The organism is Streptomyces sp. NPDC087906, assembly GCF_055584925.1.
Genome location: NZ_JBVJLC010000005.1, coordinates 444,239 through 464,928, shown reverse-complemented (window position 1 = coordinate 464,928; position 20,690 = coordinate 444,239). Strand labels below are relative to the sequence as shown.

Here is a 20,690-nt window from a genome sequence, read left to right as displayed (position 1 = left end):
CTTGCAGAAAACGGGAGTTGACATGAACAGCAGGCGGAACGCCTCGCTCGTGGTGGCCGCGGTGGCCGTATTGGCGCTGACGACGGCGTGCGGTCAGGAAAAGGGCACGCAGACCAACGGCCAGTCCGTCGGGGCCGCCCAGCCCGCTGCGGGCGGCTACGGGACGGACAGCGGATACGGCGCCGACACCAAGGCGGAGGCGGCCAAGCCCGCAGGTCAACTCGCCGTCTGGGACAGCGGGAAGCTCGGCAAGGTCGTCACGGACAGCGCGGGATTCACGCTCTACCGGTTCGACAAGGACACCGCGAGCCCGCCCAAGTCGAACTGCGAGGGCGCCTGCGCGACCGCCTGGCCGATCGTCGCCGCCGACGGCGCCGAGGCGGCCCCCGGCGTCGACCCCTCGCTGATCGGCGAGGTCACCAGGGCCGACGGCACCAAGCAACTGACCATCGCCGGCTGGCCGATGTACCGCTACGCGAAGGACGCCAACCCCGGTGACGCGACCGGGCAGGGCGTCGGCGGAACGTGGTTCGCAGCCGCCCCCGACGGCAAGAAGGCCGCACCGGCCGCCGCCACCGCCGACCTGCCGGGACTCTCCGTCCGCAAGGACCCGAAACTCGGCGACATCATGGTGGACGCGCGCGGAATGACGGTCTACCGGTTCACCAAGGACTCGGCCTGGCCGATGAAGTCCGCCTGCACCGGGGCCTGCCTCGACAAGTGGCCGGTTGTCGCCCCCCTCGACATTAAGGACACGAAGGGGATCATCAAGAAGGGATTCGTGACCTTCAACCGTCCCGACGGACTCAAGCAGCAGAGTGTCGACTGCTGGCCCGTCTATACCTTTGCCGGTGACAAGAAGCCCGGTGATGTCAATGGTCAGGGCGTGGGCGGCACTTGGTTCGCCGCATCGCCCGACGCCAAGCCGGTCGGAGCGCCCAAGTAGTCCCCACGTCGCGCCTTCGGCCCACTGGTCCGCCCTCCTGCCCCCCGGCACGAGGGCGGACCGGCCGCATGTGCCACCGGTGTGTGACCAAGAACGGATCTCTAATTTCCGTTTGGGCTCGCTCTCTTGGCGGTCGATCAGTAGCCTCGCTTCGAACAACCGGCCGCGTCCCGGCCGCAACCGTGGCGACTTGTTGGAGACATCGATGGAGCGTCCCGCCTGGGCCCCGCGAGGCATCGACATATCGATGCCGAGCGTTTCCCGCATTTACGACTACTATTTGGGCGGTTCGCACAATTTCGAGGTGGACAGGGAAGCCGCGCGGAAGGCAATCGGCTTCGTGCCGGGTCTTCCGGCGATCATGAAGGCGAACCGCGCATTCCTGCGCCGCGCCGTGAATTTCGCCCTGGACGACGGCATCACCCAGTTCCTCGACATCGGCTCCGGCATTCCCACCTTCGGAAATGTGCACGAGGTAGCGCAGGCCGCCGAGCCCGCCGCACGCGTGCTGTACGTCGACCACGACCCGGTCGCCGTCGCCCACAGCGAGGCGGTGCTCGCCGACAACGACAACGCTGTCGTGCTGGCCGCCGACCTCCGCAAGCCGCAGGAGATCCTGGCGGGCGCCGAGGCCCGGCTGCTGGACCTGGAGCGGCCGGTCGCGCTGCTCCTCGTCGCCGTCCTGCACTTCCTGGAGGACGCCGACAAGCCGTACGAGGCCGTCGCCGAGCTGCGGGACGCGCTCGCCCCCGGCAGCCTGCTGATCCTCACGCACGCCTCGTACGAGGGCATCCCCGTCCCCGAGGAGCAGACGGACGGCGCCGTCGGCGTCTACCGCACCATCCGCAATCCGCTGGTGATGCGCGGCCGGGCGGAGATCGCGCGCTTCTTCGACGGCTTCGACTTGGTCGAACCCGGGCTGGTCGCGATGCCCGAGTGGCGGCCCGACACCCCCGTGGCCCAGGCGGATCCGTTCGCCTTCGCGGGCTTCGCCGGGGTGGGGCGCACGGCGTGATGGTGCCGTCGCAGGCGTCGGGCTCCGCAGCGGACCCGGACGGCCTGGAAGACAGACTCCGCCGGTTCGCGACGATCTGGAGCCGGGCGGTCTTCCCGTCGGCGGCCACGTCGCTGACCCGCCCCGAGTTCGAGAAGCTCCTGCTGCCGCTGGCCCGGGAGTTGAACCTGGCGCTGCACGCGCGCCACTTCGACAACGCGCCGGCGCAGCGGGTGGGCACCGCCCTGGTGGCGCTGCGCTGCACCGACCCCGAGGCGCTCGCCCGTACGCTCGGCGTCGTCGACTCGTACCTGGTCCTCTACTGCGGCACGGACGAACTCGGCGCCGAGGAGGGCAGGGCACGCTGCGCCCGGCTGCAGCACGCGCTGGCCGGCGGCTTCGCCCAGGCGCTGCGCGAGCGCACCCTCGCCGAGCAGGAGGCCATCGCCCGCTCGGCCCTCTCGGCGCGCAGCAGCGCAGAGGAGGCGCTGCACGCCACCCAGGCCCGGTTCCTGGCCGTCTTCGAGGGCGCGGCCATCGGCATCGTCATCGCCGACCTCGAAGGCAATGTGCTGGAGGTCAACGACACCCTCACCAAGATGTTCGGCGGGCTCGAACACCATGTGCGCAGCCGCAACGTCAACCAGTGGGTCCACCCCGAGGACCGCCCGCAGGTCTGGCGGCTGCACGGCGAACTGGTGCGCGGCGAGCGCGAGCACTTCCGGGCGGAGAAGCCCTTCTACCGCAACGACGGCACGGTCCTGTGGACCAATCTGACGTTCTCGCTGCTGCGGGACGCCGAGGGGCAGCCGCAGTACCAGCTCGCGCTGCTGGAGGACACCACCGAGCGCAGGCTGCTCAATCTGCGGCTGCGCTACGAGGCGACGCACGACGCGCTGACCGGACTGCCCAACCGGACGCTGTTCTTCGAACGGCTCGACAAGACCCTCGCGGCGCCCGACAACGCGCGCTTCGGACTCTGCTACCTCGATCTCGACGGCTTCAAGGCCATCAACGACAGCCTCGGCCACTCGTCGGGCGACCGGCTGCTGGTCGAGGTCGCCGACCGGCTGCAGAGCTGCGCCACGGCGCCGGGCGAGATGGTCGCGCGGCTCGGCGGCGACGAGTTCGTGGCGCTGACCACCGGGCCCGACACCCAGACCGAGGTCGCCGACCTGGCCTCCCGGATCCTCGGCGCGCTCGCCACCCCGATCCGGCTCGACGGCAGGGAGTTCACCGTCCGGGGCAGCATCGGCGTGGTGGAGGGACTCGCCGCCGACCACACGGCGGCGGCGGTGCTGCGCAGCGCTGACATCACGATGTACCGGGCCAAGGCGGCGGGCGGCAACCGCTTCGAGCTGGCCGACCCGGAGGCCGACGCCCGCGCCATCACCCGGCACGGCCTGACCACGGCGCTGCCGGCCGCGCTGGAGCGCGACGAGTTCTTCATCGAGTACCAGCCGCTGGTACGGCTCGACGACGCCACCGTGCACGGCGCGGAGGCGCTGGTGCGCTGGCACCACCCGCAGCACGGCGTGCTCGCCCCCGACCGCTTCATCGCGCTCGCCGAGCGCACGGGGCTGATCGTGCCGCTCGGCCGCTGGGTGCTGGAGCAGTCCGTACGCCAGGCGATGCTGTGGCAGGACGACCGCCCCGAGGGCGCGGCGCCGGGGCTGCTGACCGTCAACGTCAACCTCTCGCCGACCCAGTTGCACCACCCCGGGCTCGTCGCCGACACGGTCGACATCCTGGAACGCGTCGGCCTGCCGCCGGGCGCGCTCTGCCTGGAGGTCACCGAGTCGGCGCTGATCGGCGCCGACGAGGACCTGCTCAAGCCGCTGCGCCAACTCGCCGAGATGGGCGTGGAGATAGCGCTGGACGACTTCGGCACCGGCTACTCGAACCTGGCGAACCTGCGCCGGCTGCCGGTGAGCGTCCTCAAGCTGGATCGTTCCTTCACGCAGGGCATGCAGCAGCACCCGGCCGACGTGGTCGACCTCAAGATCGTCGAGGGCATCGTCTCGCTCGCGCACAGCCTGGATCTGGCGGTGACGGTGGAGGGCGTCGAAACGGGCGCCCAGGCCGACCACCTGCGCCGGCTGGGCTGCGACACGGCACAGGGCTGGTACTACGCGCGGCCGGGCCCACCGAGCCAACTGCACAGGCTGCTGCTGGTGGACGCGGTCTAGGGCCTGTCTGACACATCCCGCCTGGCTTGCGACGCCTGGCACGCACGCTCGCCGCGTTGTCGGGCTCGGCGGGCTCGTCGGGCTCGGCGGGCTTGTCGGCGTATCTCCAGTACGAGGACGACCCTCCGCCTTGCGATCGCACGCACCAGACGCCGCAAGCCCCGCCCTGCGGGCGGACGGCGCTATGTGTCAGACAGGCCCCAGGCGCCGTCCGCTTCGGTCCCGGCCGGGCGGGCCGCCTGGGTTGACAGCAGCACCCGTTGGAGTTCCCGCGCGGCGCGCGGCGGTGCCACGTCCGTACGGTGGGCGAGGGCGATCGTGCGGCGCAGGCCCGGTCTGGCCAGGGGAGTGACGCGCAGGTCGCGGCCCGCGCGGGTCGCGACCATGCTCGGTACGACGGCGACCCCGAGGCCCGCCCGTACGAAGCCCAGGACGGCGTCCATCTCGCCGCCCTCGACGGTGAACGACGGCTCGAACCCGGCAGCCCGGCAGGCGGCGACGGTCAGCTCGCGCAGGTCGTAGCCGTGCCGGAACATCACCAGCGGCTGGCCCTGCAGATCCGCGATACGCACCGGCCTGCGCGGCGCGGGGCTCGCCGCCGACGAGACCACGACCAGGTCCTCCTGGAGCAGTTCGACGGTGCTCAGCGCCGGTGAGGGCGTCGGCAGCGGCAGCACCACCAGCGCCAGATCGAGCGCGCCGCGCGCCAGGTCGCGTACCAGGTCGTGCGAGCCGCTCTCCTCGATCAGCAGCTCGATACCGGGGTGCAGGTCGTGGAAGGCGCGCAGCACCTCGGGCAGCAGCCCCGTGCACAGGCTGGGCGGCGCGCCGAGCCTGATCCGGCCGCGCCGCAACTGGACCAGTTCCTGCACCTCGCGCCGTGCGGTCTCGGCGTCGGCGAGGATGCGCCGGGCCAGCGGGAGCAGCGCCTCGCCGGCCTCGGTGAGGGAGACATTGCCGCGCGCCCGGCTGAACAGCTCGGCCCCCAGCTCGTTCTCCAGCGACTTGATCTGCTGGGACAGCGAGGGCTGCGCGACATGCACCCGCTCGGCCGCGTGCGTGAAGTGCCGGGTCTCGGCGACGGCCACGAAGTAGTGAAGCTGATGGAACTGCACGATGACATGATAGGCCCCGCCTATCGACATAAGCCGCACCATGTCTTGGACCTCTCGATCTGTGGCGCTTAGCGTCATGCACATGGCTCTGGCAACGCGGACGGACAAACGCCCGTCCCTGCCCCGCACCCTGTGGGGATCGACGGTCGGCAAGAAGACGATCATGGCAGTGAGCGGGCTTGTCATGCTCGGCTACCTGGTCGCCCACATGTACGGCAACCTCAAGATCTTCTTCGGCCTCGACAGCTTCAACGGCTACGCCCACTGGCTGCGCACCATGGGCGAGCCGGTGCTGCACTACTCCTGGGCCCTGTGGATCCTCCGCGTGGCACTCGTCGCCGCCGTCGTCCTGCACGGCGTCTGCGCCTACCAGCTCAGCCGCCGCGACCTCGCGGCGCGGCCGGTGAAGTACGCGCACAAGCGGCAGCGCGCGAGCTACGCCACCCGCACCATGCGCTGGGGCGGGATCATCCTCGCCCTGTTCATCGTCTGGCACATTCTCGACCTGACGACGGGGACCGTGCACTCCGGCGGCTTCCAGGAGGGCCACCCGTACGAGAACGTCGTGGACACCTTCTCCCGCTGGTGGAACGACGTCATCTACATCGTCGCGATGCTCGCCCTCGGGCTGCACATCCAGCACGGCTTCTGGAGCGCGGCGCAGACGCTCGGCGTCGGCAGCCCCACCAGGGAGCGCGTGCTCAAGGCCGCGGCCAACCTGCTGGCGCTGGTGCTGACCGCCGGCTTCATCGTCGTGCCCGTCTCCGTGATGACCGGACTGGTGAACTGAAATGAACGCACCGAGCGAACCCAACGACTACACCGAGTACACCACCGGAGAGCCGATCACGGACACCAAGGCCCCCGAGGGCCCGGTGGCCGAGCGCTGGAACCGGCGCCGCTTCGAGGCCAAGCTCGTCAACCCCGCCAACCGCCGCAAGCACACCGTGATCGTCGTCGGCACCGGCCTGGCCGGCGGAGCCGCCGGCGCCACCCTCGCCGAACAGGGCTACCACGTCGTCCAGTTCTGCTACCAGGACTCCCCGCGCCGGGCCCACTCCATCGCCGCCCAGGGCGGCATCAACGCGGCCAAGAACTACCGCAACGACGGCGACTCGATCCAGCGGCTGTTCTACGACACCGTCAAGGGCGGCGACTTCCGCTCACGCGAGTCCAACGTGCACCGGCTCGCCGAGGTCTCCGTCGAGATCATCGACCAGTGCGTCGCCCAGGGCGTGCCCTTCGCGCGCGAGTACGGCGGCCTGCTCGACACCCGCTCCTTCGGCGGCGTCCAGGTCTCCCGTACGTTCTACGCGCGCGGCCAGACAGGCCAGCAACTGCTCCTCGGCGCCTACCAGGCGCTGTCCCGGCAGATCGCCGCCGGCGGGGTCGAGATGCATCCGCGCACCGAGATGCTCGACCTGATCGTCGTGGACGGCCGGGCACGGGGCATCGTCGCCCGGGACCTGATCACCGGCAAGGTCTCCACGTACTTCGCCGACGCCGTCGTGCTCGCCTCCGGCGGCTACGGCAATGTCTTCTACCTCTCGACCAACGCCAAGAACAGCAACGCCACCGCCGTCTGGCGGGCCCACCGGCGCGGCGCCTACTTCGCCAACCCCTGCTTCACCCAGATCCACCCCACCTGCATCCCGCGCTCGGGCGACCACCAGTCCAAGCTGACCCTGATGAGCGAGTCGCTGCGCAACGACGGCCGGATCTGGGTGCCCAAGGCGCGCGGCGACGCCCGGCCGCCCGCCGAGATCCCGGAGGACGAGCGCGACTACTACCTGGAGCGGATCTACCCGTCCTTCGGCAATCTCGTCCCGCGCGACATCGCCTCACGCGCCGCGAAGAACGTCTGCGACGAGGGCCGCGGCGTCGGTCCCGGCGCCCAGGGCGTGTACCTCGACTTCGCCGACGCCATCGGCAGGCTCGGCCGCAAGGCCGTCGAGGAGAAGTACGGCAACCTCTTCGAGATGTACGAGCGGATCACCGCCGAGAACCCGTACGAGGTGCCCATGCGCATCTACCCGGCCATCCACTACACGATGGGCGGCCTGTGGGTCGACTACGACCTCCAGACCACGCTGCCGGGGCTGTTCGCGATCGGCGAGGCCAACTTCTCCGACCACGGTGCCAACCGGCTCGGCGCCTCAGCGCTGATGCAGGGCCTCGCCGACGGCTACTTCGTCCTGCCCGCCACGCTCAACGACTACTTGGCGCGCAACCCGCACCTCGACCCCGTCGACCACACGCACCCGGCCGTCGAGGAGGCCGTCGCCGACACCGAGGACCGGCTGCGGCTGCTGCTCGCCGTCGACGGCGACCGCACCCCCGACTCCTTCCACAAGGAGATCGGCGAACTGCTCTGGGAATACTGCGGGATGGCCCGCACGGAGGACGGGCTGCGTAAGGCGCTCGACCGGATCCCGCAGATCCGCGAGGAGTTCTGGCGCCGGATCAAGGTGCCGGGCACCGGCGAGGAGCTGAACCAGTCGCTGGAGAAGGCCAACCGCATCGTCGACTACCTGGAACTGGCCGAACTGATCTGCCTCGACGCGCTGCACCGCGCCGAGTCCTGCGGCGGCCACTTCCGCGAGGAGTCGCAGACCGAGAGCGGTGAGGCGGCCCGCCGCGACGAGGAGTTCTCGTACGCGGCCGCCTGGGAGTACCACGGCACCGGCGCGGCGCCCGTCCTGCACAAGGAAGACCTCGTCTTCGAGTACGTCCACCCCACTCAGCGGAGCTACGCATGAAGCTCACCCTGCGCGTCTGGCGTCAGCGCGACGCGGCGGCGCCCGGCGCGATGGTCACCTACGCCATCGACGACATCTCCGAGGACATGTCGTTCCTGGAGATGCTCGACACCCTCAACGAGGAACTCATCCTCAAGGGCGACCAGCCGGTCGCCTTCGACCACGACTGCCGCGAGGGCATCTGCGGCGCCTGCGGCGTCGTCATCAACGGCGACGCCCACGGCCCCGAGCGCACCACCACCTGCCAACTGCACATGCGCCACTTCAAGGACGGCGACACCATCGACGTCGAACCCTGGCGGGCCGGGGCCTTCCCCGTCGTCAAGGACCTCGTGGTGGACCGCTCGGCCTTCGACCGGATCATCGGCTCCGGCGGGTACATCACCGCGCCCACCGGTGCCGCGCCCGAGGCGCACGCCACGCAAGTGCCCAAGCCGGACGCGGACTTCGCCTTCGAGCACGCCGAGTGCATCGGCTGCGGCGCGTGTGTGGCCGCCTGCCCCAACGGCTCGGCGATGCTCTTCACCTCGGCGAAGATCAACCACCTCAACGTACTCCCGCAGGGCGCGCCCGAGCGTGAGACCCGGGTGCTCGACATGGTCGCGACCATGGACGACGAGGGCTTCGGCGGCTGCACCCTGGCCGGCGAATGCGCCACGGCCTGCCCCAAGGGGATCCCGCTGATGTCGATCACGTCGATGAACAAGGAGTGGCTGCGCGCCAACCGCAAGGTCGCCCGCTGACGCCCGCCCGCTAACGCAGCTCGCGCAGCTCCGCCAGCCGGCGGTACGAGTCGAGCAGCGCGTCGCCGTCGTACGTGCTGGTCGTGACCAGGAACTCGTCGGCCCCGGTGCGCGCCAGCAGCTTGTCGAGCGCCGCGGACACCTCGTCGGCCGTGCCGTGGAGCTGACCGCGCCGCGCCTCCTCGAAGAGCGTGCGCTCCCGCTCGCTCATCGGGGTGTTCAGCACCGTCTCGACGGGGACGAGCGGCGGGAACGCGCCATGGGTGCGGGAGTACGCCGTCGACCACGCCTCGGGGAGCAGCAGCCGGCGGGCCTCCTCCGTCGTCGCGCCGACCGCGACGGTGCCCGAGACCACCACGTACGGCCGCTCGCCCCAGGCGGACGGCCGGAACCGCGCGCGGTACCCCTCGATGGCCCGGACCATGGCGTCCTCGCCCCGTACGGCGGCGATGACCAGCGGCAGCCCGGCATCAGCGGCCACCTGCGCGCCCTTTCCGGTGGCCAGCACGAACGCGGGCAGCCGCAGCCCCTCCGCCGGGTGGGCGTGCACCTGCGGATGGGCGCTCTGCTCGCCGGTGAAGTAGCCCAGCAGCTCGGCGAGGTGCCGGGGGAAGTCGTCCGCGTCCTGCTTGTCCCGGCCGAGCGCCTTGCGTATCCCGTCGGTGAACCCGACGGACCGGCCGAGGCCCATGTCGATCCGGCCGGGGAACAGCGACTCCAGCACGCCGAACTGCTCGGCGACGACGAGCGGCTGGTGGTTGGGCAGCATCACCCCGCCGGTGCCGACCCGGATCGTGGCTGTGGCCGCCGCCACGGCCGCGGCGAGCACGGTGGGCGCCGAACCGGCGACGCCCGGCACGCTGTGGTGCTCGGAGACCCAGAACCGGTGGTAGCCCAGCTCCTCGATCCGCCCGGCGAACCGCACGGTGTCGCGCAGCACCTGCGGACCGTCCCTGCCCTGCCGGGTCCGGGAGCGGTCCAGTACGGAGAACGGGATGCCGGCCGTGATGCTCACCCTCAGTCCAACGCTCCCGGCCCGGGGGGATTCCCCGCCGGGCCGGGAGCGGCCTCACTCGCCGTCGTCGAGGCGGAAGCCGACCTTGAGCCCCACCTGGTAGTGGTCGATCTCGCCGTCGACGATGTGGCCGCGTACCTCCGTCACCTCGAACCAGTCGAGGCCGCGCAGCGTCTGCGAGGCGCGGCTGATGCCGTTGCGGATGGCCTTGTCGACGCCTTCGGGGGAGGTGCCGACGATCTCGGTGACCCGGTAGGTGTGCTCAGACATGGGCTGGACTCCACTTCGTCGCGCGGTACGGGTGTGACGGGTGTCCACTCCACCGTGCCGTACACCCCGGTGGTCCGCGATGCGGACACCGTCGTGTGATCTGCGTCATGGGTTCGGCCTGCGGATTCGGCCTGCCCAGGCCGGTCGAACCCCGTCCGATCGGATGTTCCTATCTCCCGGACATATGTAAGTCACACGCAAGGGATAGATTGCATGCATTGACCATCGGTCTGCATCTGCGGTCAGCGGGGGGCAGGGCGTACGTGAAGGAGCAACGGCAATTGTGGGCATAACTCACCAGAGCGCCGCGAAGTCACCGCGGACCGACGGCCCAGGAGAGCACTACAAGTGGATCGCGCTGTCGAACACCACCCTCGGTGTCCTGATGGTGATGATCAACCAGTCGATCGTCCTGATCGCACTGCCTGACATCTTCCGCGGTATCCATCTGGATCCGCTGGACTCGGCGAACACCAGCTATCTGCTCTGGATGCTGATGGGGTTCATGGTCGTCACGGCCGTGCTCGTGGTGACGTTCGGCAGGCTCGGCGACATGTTCGGTCGGGTCCGCATGTACAACATGGGCTTCGCCGTCTTCACCCTCTGTTCGATCGCCCTCTCGCTGACCTACTTCGACGGCAGCGCCGGCGCCCTGTGGCTGATCGGCTGGCGCATCGCCCAGGGCATCGGCGGCGCACTGCTCTTCGCCAACTCGACGGCGATCCTGACCGACGCCTTCCCCACGCACCAGCGGGGCACGGCGCTCGGCATCAACTCCATCGCCGCCATCGCGGGCTCGTTCATCGGTCTGATCCTCGGCGGCGTGCTGGCGCCGGTGAGCTGGAAGCTGATCTTCCTGGTCTCCGTGCCCTTCGGGATCTTCGGCACCATCTGGGCGTACATGAAGCTGCACGACACGGGCGCGCGCTTCAAGGCCAAGATGGACTGGTGGGGGAACATCACCTTCGCCGTCGGCCTGATCGCCGTGCTCGTCGGCATCACGTACGGCATCCAGCCCTACGGCTCGTCCACCATGGGCTGGCTGAACCCGATGGTGCTCGCCGCCCTGATCGGCGGCCTCGCGGTGCTCGGCATCTTCGTCTGGATCGAGATGAAGGTGGCGGAGCCGCTCTTCCGGCTCTCGCTGTTCAAGCTGCGCGCCTTCACCGCGGGCAACATCGCCAGCCTGCTGATGGCGCTCGGCCGCGGTGGTCTGCAGTTCATGCTGATCATGTGGCTCCAGGGGATCTGGCTGCCGCTGCACGGCTACAGCTTCGAGAAGACCCCGCTGTGGGCGGGCATCTACATGATCCCGCTGACCGTCGGCTTCCTGCTGTCGGCGCCGCTCTCCGGCTGGCTCTCCGACCGCTTCGGGGCCCGGATGTTCACCGTCGTCGGCGCGCTGATCACCGGCGCCGGGTTCGTGGCCCTGATGGAGCTGCCGACCGACTTCAACTACTGGATCTTCGCGGTCCTGCTGTTCGTCAACGGCCTCGGCTCGGGTCTGTTCTCCTCCCCGAACCGCGCCGAGATCATGAACGCGCTGCCCGCCAGGTCGCGCGGGGTGGGCGCGGGGATGACGGCGACCTTCCAGAACTCGTCGTCCGTGCTGTCCATCGGCATCTTCTTCAGCCTGATGATCGTCGGCCTGTCCAGCAACCTGCCGAGCGCGATGCACGACGGGCTGCTCGCCCAGGGGGTGCCGGAGAGCGTCGCGCAGAACGTCTCCCATCTGCCGCCGATCGCCGTGCTGTTCGCCGCGTTCCTCGGCTACAACCCGTTCAAGGAACTGCTCGGGGACCAGTTGTCCAAGCTGCCCGACGGCGGCGCGAAGGTCACCGGCAAGGAGTTCTTCCCGCATCTGATCTCGGGCCCCTTCCACCAGGGCCTCGTCATCGCCTTCTGGTTCGCGGTGGCCGCCTGCGTGGTCGCCGCCGTCTCCTCGCTGCTGACGGGCCCGCTGGGCCGCAAGCACACCGTGGTCGCCCCCGAGTCCCTCGGCTCGGAACTGGCCGCGGTGTCCGGCGAGTCGGGACTCACCCTGTCGGAGCTGGTCGTGCCCGACGAAGGCGGCCCGGTGAGCGGGGACGGACCGGACCCCGCCAAGCAGCCGCAGGACTGACCTGACCGGCTCTCCTGGACGGGATGACGCCTGCTGACCCGCGCACCGCGGGTCAGTAGGCGTCTCCCGTGGTGGACGACGTGATGATCCCGTCGTGCGCGAAGTCGCCCGGCGGGATGCCCGGATGGTGGCCGCCGGTACGGGCGCGCGGGGCGGGGCTGCCGAGCGCGAGCCGCGAGACGATCCGGTAGCGGTCGCCGCGGTAGAGCGAGTGCACGTACTCCACGGGCCGGCCCGAGGTGTCCAGGGTCAGCCGCTCGATGAGCAGCGCGGGGGAGAGCACCGGTACGTCGAGCACGGCCGCCTCCGCCTCGTTGACCACGGTCGGCTCGATCGACTGGGTGGCCTCGTGCACGTACAACTGGTGGTGCTCGCGCAGATGGTCGTAGAGATCGCCGGCCTCCAGCTCCTGCGGGGTGAGCGCGGGGGCCAGCTCGGCGGGGATGTGCAGGTGCTCGATCGCGATGGGCGCGCCGTCGACCAGGCGCAGCCGGGCGATGTAGATCAGCTCGGCGGCGGGGGACACCCGCAGCTTGCGGCCGATCCTGGCGCCCGCCTGGATCGCGGCGCGCTCCAGGATCCGGCTCGACCAGGCGCCCGACGCGCGCGGGACGACGAACGCGGTGTCGTCCGAGGTGAGTTCCTGGGTGATCTTGGCGGGCGCGACGAACATGCCGCGGCCGTGCTCCCTGACGAGCTGCCCCGTGGCGACGAGTTCGTCCACGGCCATCCGCAACGTGGGCCGTGACACGCCGAGTTCGGCACAGAGCGTACGTTCGGACGGGATGGCGTCCCCCGGGCGGCCCGCCTCGATCAGGCCGAGCAGGTGCTCCCGTACCCGCTCCCGCTTGAGCACGCCACCACCCGACGAGCCACTCCCCATGGATTTGACCTCTCCTACTTCTGGCGGGCTGTGCCGCGCTACGGCGATCCTAACTGGTCAACTGGTAAGTGTCATGGTAACCGGCACGTACCGCCCATGTGACGACGAAGGTCAATGTTTTCAAGGGTCTTGACGGCAACATTGGTCCATGCCACCTTCTGGTCACGCGCTTTACCACTTGACCAATTGGTCAGTATCCCATCGGGGTGGTCCGTGAAGATCCGCTTCATCGCCGGTTCCGCAGCACTCGCTGCGGCCCTGGCACTCAGCGCCTGCAGTTCGTCCTCCGGCACGTCCGCGGGACCGCAGAAACTCACCGTCTGGATCATGAAGGACAGCGTCACCGACGCCTTCCTCAACCGCTTCGAGCAGGACTTCGCCAAGGCCCACAAGGACATCGACCTGGACATCCAGATCCAGGAGTGGGACGGCATAGGCGAGAAGATCACCGCAGCCCTGGCCAGCAAGGACGCCCCCGACGTCATGGAGGTCGGCAACACCCAGGTGGCCCAGTACGCGGCCAGCGGCGGCGTCGAGGACCTGACGGACCGCACCGAGGACCTGTCAGGCGCCGACTGGCTGCCGGGGCTCGCGGGCCCCGGGAAGATCGACGGCAAGCAGTACGGCATCCCCTGGTACGCGGCGAACCGGGTCGTCGTCTACAACAAGGACCTCTTCACCCGGGCCGGCGTCACCGCGCCGCCCACCACCCAGGCCGACTGGCTCGCCGCCACGGCGAAGCTCAACAAGGGTGCCACGCAAGGGATTTACCTGCCGGGGCAGAACTGGTACACCCTGGCGGGCTTCATCTGGGACGAGGGCGGCGACCTCGCCACCCGTACCGGCGGGAGCTGGCAGGGCACCCTGGACACCCCCCAGGCGCTGGCCGGCATGGACTTCTACCGGCGCCTCCAGGCGCTCGGCAAGGGCCCCAAGGACTCCGACGAGGCCAAACCGCCGCAGGCCGAGGTGTTCGCCAAGGGCGACGTCGCCCAGATCATCTCCGTACCCGGCGGGGCCAAGCTCATCGAGGAGACCAACCCCGCGCTCAAGGGGAAGATCGGCTTCTTCCCGATACCGGGCAAGGACGCCGGCACCCCCGGCTCCGTCTTCACCGGCGGCTCCGACCTCGTCATCCCCGAGGCGTCGGCCCACCACGACGCCGCCTACCAGGTCGTCAAGGCACTCACCGGCGACAAGTGGCAGACCGACATGGCCAGGACCATGAGCTACGTCCCCAACAGGACCTCGCTCGCCAAGGCCGTCCAGGGCGACCCGGGCACGGCCGCGATGGCGGCGGGCGCCGCACGCGGCAGGGCCACCCCCAACTCGCCCCAGTGGGCGGCCGTCGAGGCCACCAACCCGATCAAGCAGTACATGACGGCGGTGCTCACCGGCAGCGACCCCGCCGAGGCGGCGAAGACCGCCTCGACCAGCATCACCAAGACGCTCGGCTCATGACGGCGGCCCCCAGGGCCGCACGCGGGGCGCTCTGGCCGTATCTGCTGATCGCCCCCACCGTGCTCGGCGCCGGCTACCTCCTCGCGTATCCGCTCGTCCGCAACCTGGTCATCTCCTTCCAGCACTACGGCCTCGGCGAACTCATCAGGGGCGGCGCCTCGTTCGCCGGGCTCGCCAACTACCGGGAGATCCTGGACGACGACGAGTTCTGGGAGGTGGTGCGGCGGACCTTCTGGTGGACCGGGATCAATGTCGTCCTGATCATGGTGCTGGCCACCGGAGTCGCGCTGCTGCTCCAGCACCTCGGGCGGAAGATGCGGCTGCTGGTGATGTGCGGCCTGGTCCTCGCCTGGGCCAGCCCCGTCATCGCCACCACCACCGTCTTCCAGTGGCTGTTCGCCTCCCGGCTCGGCGTGGTCAACTGGCTGCTGGTCCAGCTCGGCTTCGACTCGTACGAGAACTACTCCTGGTTCGCCGACGGCAGCGCGACCTTCACCATCCTGGTCACCCTCGTCGTCTGGCAGTCCGTGCCGTTCGCCGCCATCACCCTGCACGCGGCGCTGCTGACCGTCCCCGCCGAGCTGTACGAGTCGGCCCGCATCGACGGCGCCGGCGCCGCCCGGATCTTCCGCTCCGTCACCCTGCCCATGCTGCGGCCCCTGTTCGGGCTCGTGCTGTGCCTCGAAGTCATCTGGGTCTTCCGCTGCTTCGCCCAGATCTGGGCCATCAGCAAGGGCGGCCCCGGCGACGCCACGACCACCCTGCCCGTCTACGCCTACCGGGTCGCCCAGTCCCTGCACCGCTACGACCTGTCGGCCGCCGCCTCCACCATCACCGTGCTGCTGCTCGTCGCCGTCCTCGTCGTCTACTTCCGGCAGATGTTCCGGCAGGAGGCAGAAGAAGCATGATCCGCCGCCGCACCCGCCGGCTGCCGCTCAACGCGGTGGCGCTGCTGGTCTTCGTCTGCTCGGTCTTCCCCGTCTACTGGATGGTGCTGACCGCGTTCAAGCCGACCGTCGACATCCAGTCCGAGACCCCCGTCTTCCTGCCCACCTCACTGACCCTCGACCACTTCGACAAGGCCGTGCACGCCGACGGGTTCTGGCTGTTCTGGCGCAACAGCCTCCTGGTGACCGGCTGCTGCGTGGTCCTCGCGCTGATCGTCGCCCTCGGCGCGGCCTTCGCCGTCGCCCGGCTGCGCTGGCGGGGCCGCAGAGGCTTCATCCTGATGGTCTTCATCGCGCAGGTCGCGCCCTGGGAAGCCCTGTTGATCCCGATGTACATCATCGCCAGGGACACCGACATGCTCGACAAGCTGTCCATGCTCACGCTGATCTACTTCATGATCACACTGCCCTTCACCATCGTCACGCTGCGCGGCTTCCTCACCGCCATCCCGGTTGAGCTGGAGGAGGCGGCCCAGGTCGACGGCTGCACCCGCGCCGACGCCTTCCGCCGGATCACCCTCCCGCTGCTCGCCCCCGGGCTGCTGGCCACCTCGCTCTTCGGCTTCATCACCGCCTGGAACGAGTTCGCCTTCGCCAACATGCTCATCATCAAGAACCAGGACGACCGCACCCTGCCGGTGTGGCTGTCGTCCTTCTCCAACGTGTTCGGCACCGACTGGGGCGCCACCATGGCCGCCTCCACCCTCTTCGCCCTGCCCGTGCTGGCCCTCTTCCTGGTGCTCCAGGGCAGGGTCGCCACCGGGATGACCAGCGGCGCCGTCAAGGGATAGGGGAAACACCGAGATGACCGCACCCCCACTGGTCCCACGCCCCACCCATCTGGGCACACTGCCCGGGAGGTTCACCCTCGACGCCCACACCGCCGTACGGGCCGCGCCCGGCGGTGCCACCGCCGCCGCCACCCTGCTGCGCACCCTGCTCGCACCCGCCACCGGACTGCCCCTGCCCGCCTCCGACGACGGCCGCGTCGTGCTCGTCGTCGACCCGGCGCTCGGCGGCCTCGGCGACGAGGGGTACGGCCTCACCGTCGGCACCGACGCCGTCCTGCTGCGCGCCGCGCGCCCCGCCGGGCTGCTGCGCGGCATCCAGACGATCCGCCAACTCCTGCCGCCCCAGGCGCTGTCGGACACCCCGGTACGCGGTACGCCCTGGACGCTGCCCTGCGTCCAGATCACCGACGTGCCGCGGTTCGCCTGGCGCGGTGTGATGCTCGACGTCGCCCGGCGCTTCCGGCCGATCTCCTTCCTGCACCGGTTCACCGACCTGCTCGCGCTGCACAAACTCAACGTGCTGCACCTGCATCTGACGGACGATCAGGGCTGGCGGATGCCGGTCGCCGGCTACCCGAAACTCACCGAGATCGGCGGTCTGCCGCACGGCGGCGCCTACACCCGGCAGGAACTGGCCGGCCTCGTCGGCTACGCGGCGGAGCGCGGCGTCACCGTCGTACCGGAGATAGAGCTGCCCGGCCACGCGCGGGCCGCGCTCGCCGCCTACCCCGAGCTGGGCAACGTCCCAGGACGCCGGCTCCCCGTATGGGACCGCTGGGGCGTCAGCGAGAACATCTTCGGCGTCCACGACGAGGTCGTCGACTTCTTCCGCACCGTGCTCGACGAGGTGATGGACACCTTCCCCTCGCGCTACGTGCACCTCGGCGGCGACGAGTGCCCCATGGTCGAGTGGCGGCAGTCGCCCGCCGCCCACCGCAGGGTCGCGGACGAAGGACTCGCCGATCCCGAGGCGTTGCGCGGCTGGCTGCTCGGCCGGGTCGGCGCGCACCTCACAGCGAACGGCCGGCGCCCGCTCGGCTGGACCGACACCGGCAGCGATCTGCCCGACGGCTTCACCGCGGCCCCGTGGCTGGAGGAGTCGCACGGCCTGACCGCCGCACGGCGCGGCCAGGACATCATCATGGCCCCGCACCGGTCCACCTTCCTCGACTACCCGCAGAGCGAGCGCCCCGGCGAACCGCCGGGCCAGCCCGGCGGGGTCGTCACCCTGCGGGACGTGTACGCACTCGAACCCGCGCCGCCCGGTTGGGAGCCCGAGGCCGCCGCCCATGTCCTCGGCACCCAGGCGCAGTTGTGGGCCGAGTACGTCCCCACCGAGGCGCACGCCGAATATCTCGCCTTCCCCCGGCTGTGCGCGCTCGCCGAGACGGCCTGGTCCGCCCACCGCGACTGGCCGGGATTCCAGGACCGCCTCGCACACCACCGAACCCGGCTCGACGCACTCCATGTGCCCGGCCGCCCACCGCACCACCTCCCCGCACCATCCCTGTCAGGAGAGGAAACCGGTCGATGAACAGACGCAGGACCGCCACCGCACGCTTCAGGACCGCCGTCGCGCTCGGCGCGGCGGCCGGCCTCGGCTGCGCCGCCCTCACCGCCCTGCCCGCCTCGGCGGCCACGCCCACCGTCAAGGTGCAGTACCGCCAGAGTTCCACCGGATCCGACCAGGTGGAGCCGTGGTTCAAGGTGGTCAACACCTCGGGCTCGGCGCTCTCGCTCAGCACCGTCAAGGTCCGCTACTACTTCAAGGCCGACGCCGGCGCCTCGTACACCTTCGCCTGCTCCTGGGCGGTCAAGGGCTGCGGCAACATCACCGGCACCTTCGGGACCCTCGCCCACCCGACGGCGACGGCCGACCGCTATCTGGAGATCGGCTTCACGGCGGGCGCCGGCACCCTCGCGCCCGGCGCCGACACCAGCGACATGCAGTTGCGCTTCTACCGCTCCAACTGGGCGTCGCTCAACCAGAACGACGACTACTCCTTCGGTCCCGCACAGACCTCGTACGGCGACTGGACCAAGGCCACGGCGACCGTGGGCGGCGCACTCGTCTGGGGCACCGCCCCCGCGGGCAACGACCCCGGCGGCCCCACCGATCCGCCCACCGACCCGCCGACCGATCCGCCCACCGGCGGGGCGACGCTCTTCGACGACTTCAACTACACCTCGTACACCGACCCGTCGATCAGCGGCCACGGCTGGAGTGTGCGCGCCAACTCGGGCGGACCCGGCATCCCGGGTGCCACCTGGGCCCCCGACAACGTCACCTTCGCCAAGGAGGGGACGAACTCGATCATGAATCTGGAGACCTCGACCGCCGGCACGGGCGGCACCACCGAACAGACCGAAGTCCTCACCCAGGCAACGAAGTTCAAGAACGGGACCTACGCCGCCCGGGTCAAGTTCGCGGACACACCGAAGTCGGGTCCCGACGGCGACCATCTCGTCCAGACCTTCTTCACCATCAACGACCTCAAGGCGCCGATGGCTGACGACTACGCGGAGTACGACTTCGAGTACCTGCCCAACGGCGGCTGGGGCGAGTCGTCCAACATCCTCTACACCACCTCATGGGAGACCTACAATCCCGACCCCTGGGTCGCGGTCAACCAGCACACCGAGGGCCGGTCGAGCTACAACGGCTGGCACGACCTGGTGCTCACCATCGACAACAACGCGATCACGTACTACATCGACGGCCAGCTCTTCGGCACGCACGACGCCCAGTACCTGCCCGAGCGGCCCATGTCGATCAACTTCAACCAATGGCTGATCGACTTCGGCGGCCAGTCCAGTTCGACCCCGCGCGCCTACGACCAGAAGGTCGACTACGTCCTGCACGTCAAGGACCAGGTACTGACTCCCGCGCAGGTCAGCGCCAAGGTCAACGCGTACCGCAGCGCGGGGACGGTGTTCCAGGACACGGTGCCGAACGGCGGCTGACGGGTCGTCAGAGGTAGTCACGAGGGGCCGGGGTGCGGGTGCCGGACGGCGCCCGCACCCCGGTGTCCGGGGCCGGGACTTGACCGACCCATTGGTACATACCAAAATCGGCACACCCGTGCGAACAATGTTCGCTCCCCCCATGTCGGGTTTCCTCGTTGCGCCACGCTCCCGTGCCATCACGCAGAAGGTGACCTACGTGAAGAACCGCTGTCTTGTCTGTTCCGCGGCGCTGGTGTCCGCCGTCGCCCTCAGCGGTTGCGGCTCGCTGCCGGGGGGAGGCAAGGACGACTCGCCGACCGTCACGGTCTGGCTGATGAAGGACAGCGTGTCCGACGCGTTCCTCAAGCGCTTCGTGACCTCGTACGAGAAGTCGCACCCCAAGGTCACCCTCGACGTCAAGATCCAGGAGTGGACAGGGATCGGTGACAAGGTCCTGGCGGCGCTGGACAGCGAGGACCCGCCGGACGTCATCGAGGTCGGCAACACCCAGGTCGCCCAGTACGCCGAGACCTCGCACCTGCGCGGGCTGACCCTGGAGTCGGTACGCGACCTCGGCAGCGAGGACTGGCTGCCCGGCCTCGCCCAGCCGGGCCGGATCGAAGGGGACCAGTACGGCATCCCCTGGTACGCCGCCAACCGCATCGTGATCTACAACAAGGACCTGTTCGAGGCGGCCGGCATCGACAAACTGCCCAAGACCCGGGACGAATGGATCGCCGACACCACCGCGCTCAACACCGGTGAGACGCAGGGCATCTACCTCGCGGGCCAGGACTGGTACAGCCTGGCCGGCTTCATCTGGGACGAGGGCGGCGAGCTGGCCGTCGAGGACGGCAGCAGCAACTGGCGCGGCACCCTCGACACCCCCGCGGCGCTGCGGGGCATGGCCTTCTACAAGCAGTTGCAGGCCCTGGGCGACGGGCCGAAGAACTCCGACGAGGCCACGCCGCCGCAGGCCGACGTCTTCGCCAAGGGCGATGTCGCCCAGATCATCTCCACCCCCAGCTCGGCCCGGATCATCGAGGAGAAGAACCCCGACCTCAAGGGCAAGCTGGGCTTCTTCCCGATCCCCGGCAAGACGGCCGACGCGCCCGGCGCCGTGTTCACCGGCGGATCCGACCTGATCGTCCCGAAGAACACCAGCCACGGCACGGCGGCCACCGACGTGGTCGAGGCGCTCGCCGGCGAGAAGTGGCAGACGGACCTCGCGCGGACCATGAGCTACGTCCCCAACAAGACGACCCTCGCCGGGGTCATCAGCGGCGACGAGAGTACGGCGGCGATGGCCGTCGGCGCCGCGCGCGGCCGGGCCACCCCCAACTCGCCGCAGTGGGCCAGCGTCGAGGCCAAGAACCCGATCAAGCCGTACATGACCGACGTGCTGGAGGGCCAGGACCCGAAGAAGGCCGCCAAGGCGGCGTCGGAGCTGATCACCACGGCGCTCACCTCCGGCTGATCCGGGGGCGCACGGGTGGCATCACCGGGTGC

18 protein-coding genes are annotated in these 20,690 nt (G+C 69.9%); 13 read left to right on the top strand and 5 right to left on the bottom strand.

What is annotated here, in order from left to right:
* The first annotated feature begins 22 nt into the window (after window positions 1–22).
* The 3 genes from ACZ63I_RS18285 to ACZ63I_RS18275 all read left to right on the top strand — a co-directional run bounded on the left by ACZ63I_RS18285 (window position 23) and on the right by ACZ63I_RS18275 (window position 4,129).
* Window positions 23–946, top strand: a complete 924-nt coding sequence (locus tag ACZ63I_RS18285) for an SCO0930 family lipoprotein (protein WP_469339757.1) — start codon at window positions 23–25, stop codon at window positions 944–946.
* Between the two features lie 205 nt (window positions 947–1,151).
* Window positions 1,152–1,961, top strand: a complete 810-nt coding sequence (locus ACZ63I_RS18280) for an SAM-dependent methyltransferase (protein WP_469339966.1) — start codon at window positions 1,152–1,154, stop codon at window positions 1,959–1,961.
* On the top strand, window positions 1,961–4,129 hold the full coding sequence (locus ACZ63I_RS18275; RefSeq protein WP_469339964.1) for a putative bifunctional diguanylate cyclase/phosphodiesterase: 2,169 nt from the start codon (window positions 1,961–1,963) through the stop codon (window positions 4,127–4,129). Before ACZ63I_RS18280 ends, ACZ63I_RS18275 begins: the two co-directional genes overlap by 1 nt.
* A 182-nt stretch (window positions 4,130–4,311) precedes the next feature.
* Here the strand turns inward: ACZ63I_RS18275 and ACZ63I_RS18270 are convergent, their stop codons facing one another.
* Window positions 4,312–5,244, bottom strand: coding sequence for a LysR family transcriptional regulator (locus ACZ63I_RS18270; protein WP_469339755.1), 933 nt, complete (start codon window positions 5,242–5,244; stop codon window positions 4,312–4,314).
* Window positions 5,245–5,326: 82 nt separating this feature from the next.
* On the opposite strand from ACZ63I_RS18270, the gene ACZ63I_RS18265 reads away from it, so the two are divergent.
* The 3 genes from ACZ63I_RS18265 to ACZ63I_RS18255 are packed head-to-tail and all read left to right on the top strand — an operon-like array spanning window position 5,327 to window position 8,746.
* Window positions 5,327–6,034 (top strand): succinate dehydrogenase cytochrome b subunit, encoded by a 708-nt coding sequence (locus ACZ63I_RS18265; RefSeq protein WP_469339754.1) that lies wholly within the window; start codon window positions 5,327–5,329, stop codon window positions 6,032–6,034.
* A 1-nt stretch (window position 6,035) separates the two neighbouring features.
* Window positions 6,036–8,003 (top strand): fumarate reductase/succinate dehydrogenase flavoprotein subunit, encoded by a 1,968-nt coding sequence (locus ACZ63I_RS18260; RefSeq protein ID WP_469339753.1) that lies wholly within the window; start codon window positions 6,036–6,038, stop codon window positions 8,001–8,003.
* Window positions 8,000–8,746: a succinate dehydrogenase/fumarate reductase iron-sulfur subunit gene (locus tag ACZ63I_RS18255; RefSeq protein WP_469339751.1), complete on the top strand. Its 747-nt coding sequence runs from the start codon at window positions 8,000–8,002 to the stop codon at window positions 8,744–8,746. Before ACZ63I_RS18260 ends, ACZ63I_RS18255 begins: the two co-directional genes overlap by 4 nt.
* 10 nt (window positions 8,747–8,756) lie before the next feature.
* Here ACZ63I_RS18255 and ACZ63I_RS18250 read toward each other — a convergent pair whose 3' ends face one another.
* A complete protein-coding gene (locus ACZ63I_RS18250) occupies window positions 8,757–9,761 on the bottom strand; it encodes an LLM class flavin-dependent oxidoreductase (RefSeq protein ID WP_469339750.1) in 1,005 nt (334 codons plus the stop codon).
* Window positions 9,762–9,815: 54 nt separating this feature from the next.
* A complete protein-coding gene (locus tag ACZ63I_RS18245; RefSeq protein ID WP_469339749.1) occupies window positions 9,816–10,031 on the bottom strand; it encodes a dodecin in 216 nt (71 codons plus the stop codon).
* A 283-nt stretch (window positions 10,032–10,314) separates the two neighbouring features.
* Here ACZ63I_RS18245 and ACZ63I_RS18240 point away from each other — a divergent pair, with 283 nt between their 5' ends.
* Window positions 10,315–12,153, top strand: a complete 1,839-nt coding sequence (locus tag ACZ63I_RS18240; protein WP_469339747.1) for an MFS transporter — start codon at window positions 10,315–10,317, stop codon at window positions 12,151–12,153.
* A 52-nt stretch (window positions 12,154–12,205) separates the two neighbouring features.
* Here ACZ63I_RS18240 and ACZ63I_RS18235 read toward each other — a convergent pair whose 3' ends face one another.
* Window positions 12,206–13,036, bottom strand: a complete 831-nt coding sequence (locus ACZ63I_RS18235) for a GntR family transcriptional regulator (protein WP_469339746.1) — start codon at window positions 13,034–13,036, stop codon at window positions 12,206–12,208.
* A 71-nt stretch (window positions 13,037–13,107) separates the two neighbouring features.
* Window positions 13,108–13,380: a hypothetical protein gene (locus ACZ63I_RS18230; RefSeq protein ID WP_469339995.1), complete on the bottom strand. Its 273-nt coding sequence runs from the start codon at window positions 13,378–13,380 to the stop codon at window positions 13,108–13,110.
* Here ACZ63I_RS18230 and ACZ63I_RS18225 point away from each other — a divergent pair.
* The 6 genes from ACZ63I_RS18225 to ACZ63I_RS18200 all read left to right on the top strand — a co-directional run bounded on the left by ACZ63I_RS18225 (window position 13,265) and on the right by ACZ63I_RS18200 (window position 20,658).
* On the top strand, window positions 13,265–14,497 hold the full coding sequence (locus ACZ63I_RS18225; protein WP_469339962.1) for an extracellular solute-binding protein: 1,233 nt from the start codon (window positions 13,265–13,267) through the stop codon (window positions 14,495–14,497). The two genes, ACZ63I_RS18230 and ACZ63I_RS18225, sit on opposite strands and share 116 nt — an antisense overlap.
* Entirely contained in the window at window positions 14,494–15,405 is a 912-nt protein-coding gene (locus ACZ63I_RS18220; protein WP_469339744.1) for a carbohydrate ABC transporter permease, read from the top strand. The genes ACZ63I_RS18225 and ACZ63I_RS18220 overlap by 4 nt, the downstream gene beginning before the upstream one ends.
* The gene (locus ACZ63I_RS18215; protein WP_469339743.1) at window positions 15,402–16,235 is read left to right on the top strand and encodes a carbohydrate ABC transporter permease; all 834 of its coding nucleotides are present in this window, start codon (window positions 15,402–15,404) and stop codon (window positions 16,233–16,235) included. The genes ACZ63I_RS18220 and ACZ63I_RS18215 overlap by 4 nt, the downstream gene beginning before the upstream one ends.
* Window positions 16,236–16,248: 13 nt before the next feature.
* The gene (locus ACZ63I_RS18210) at window positions 16,249–17,769 is read left to right on the top strand and encodes a beta-N-acetylhexosaminidase (protein WP_469339741.1); all 1,521 of its coding nucleotides are present in this window, start codon (window positions 16,249–16,251) and stop codon (window positions 17,767–17,769) included.
* Window positions 17,766–19,199, top strand: coding sequence for a cellulose binding domain-containing protein (locus ACZ63I_RS18205; protein WP_469339740.1), 1,434 nt, complete (start codon window positions 17,766–17,768; stop codon window positions 19,197–19,199). The genes ACZ63I_RS18210 and ACZ63I_RS18205 overlap by 4 nt, the downstream gene beginning before the upstream one ends.
* Window positions 19,200–19,398: 199 nt before the next feature.
* Complete coding sequence (locus ACZ63I_RS18200; RefSeq protein WP_469339960.1) at window positions 19,399–20,658, top strand: extracellular solute-binding protein; 1,260 nt, start codon at window positions 19,399–19,401, stop codon at window positions 20,656–20,658.
* The last annotated feature ends 32 nt before the right edge of the window (window positions 20,659–20,690 follow it).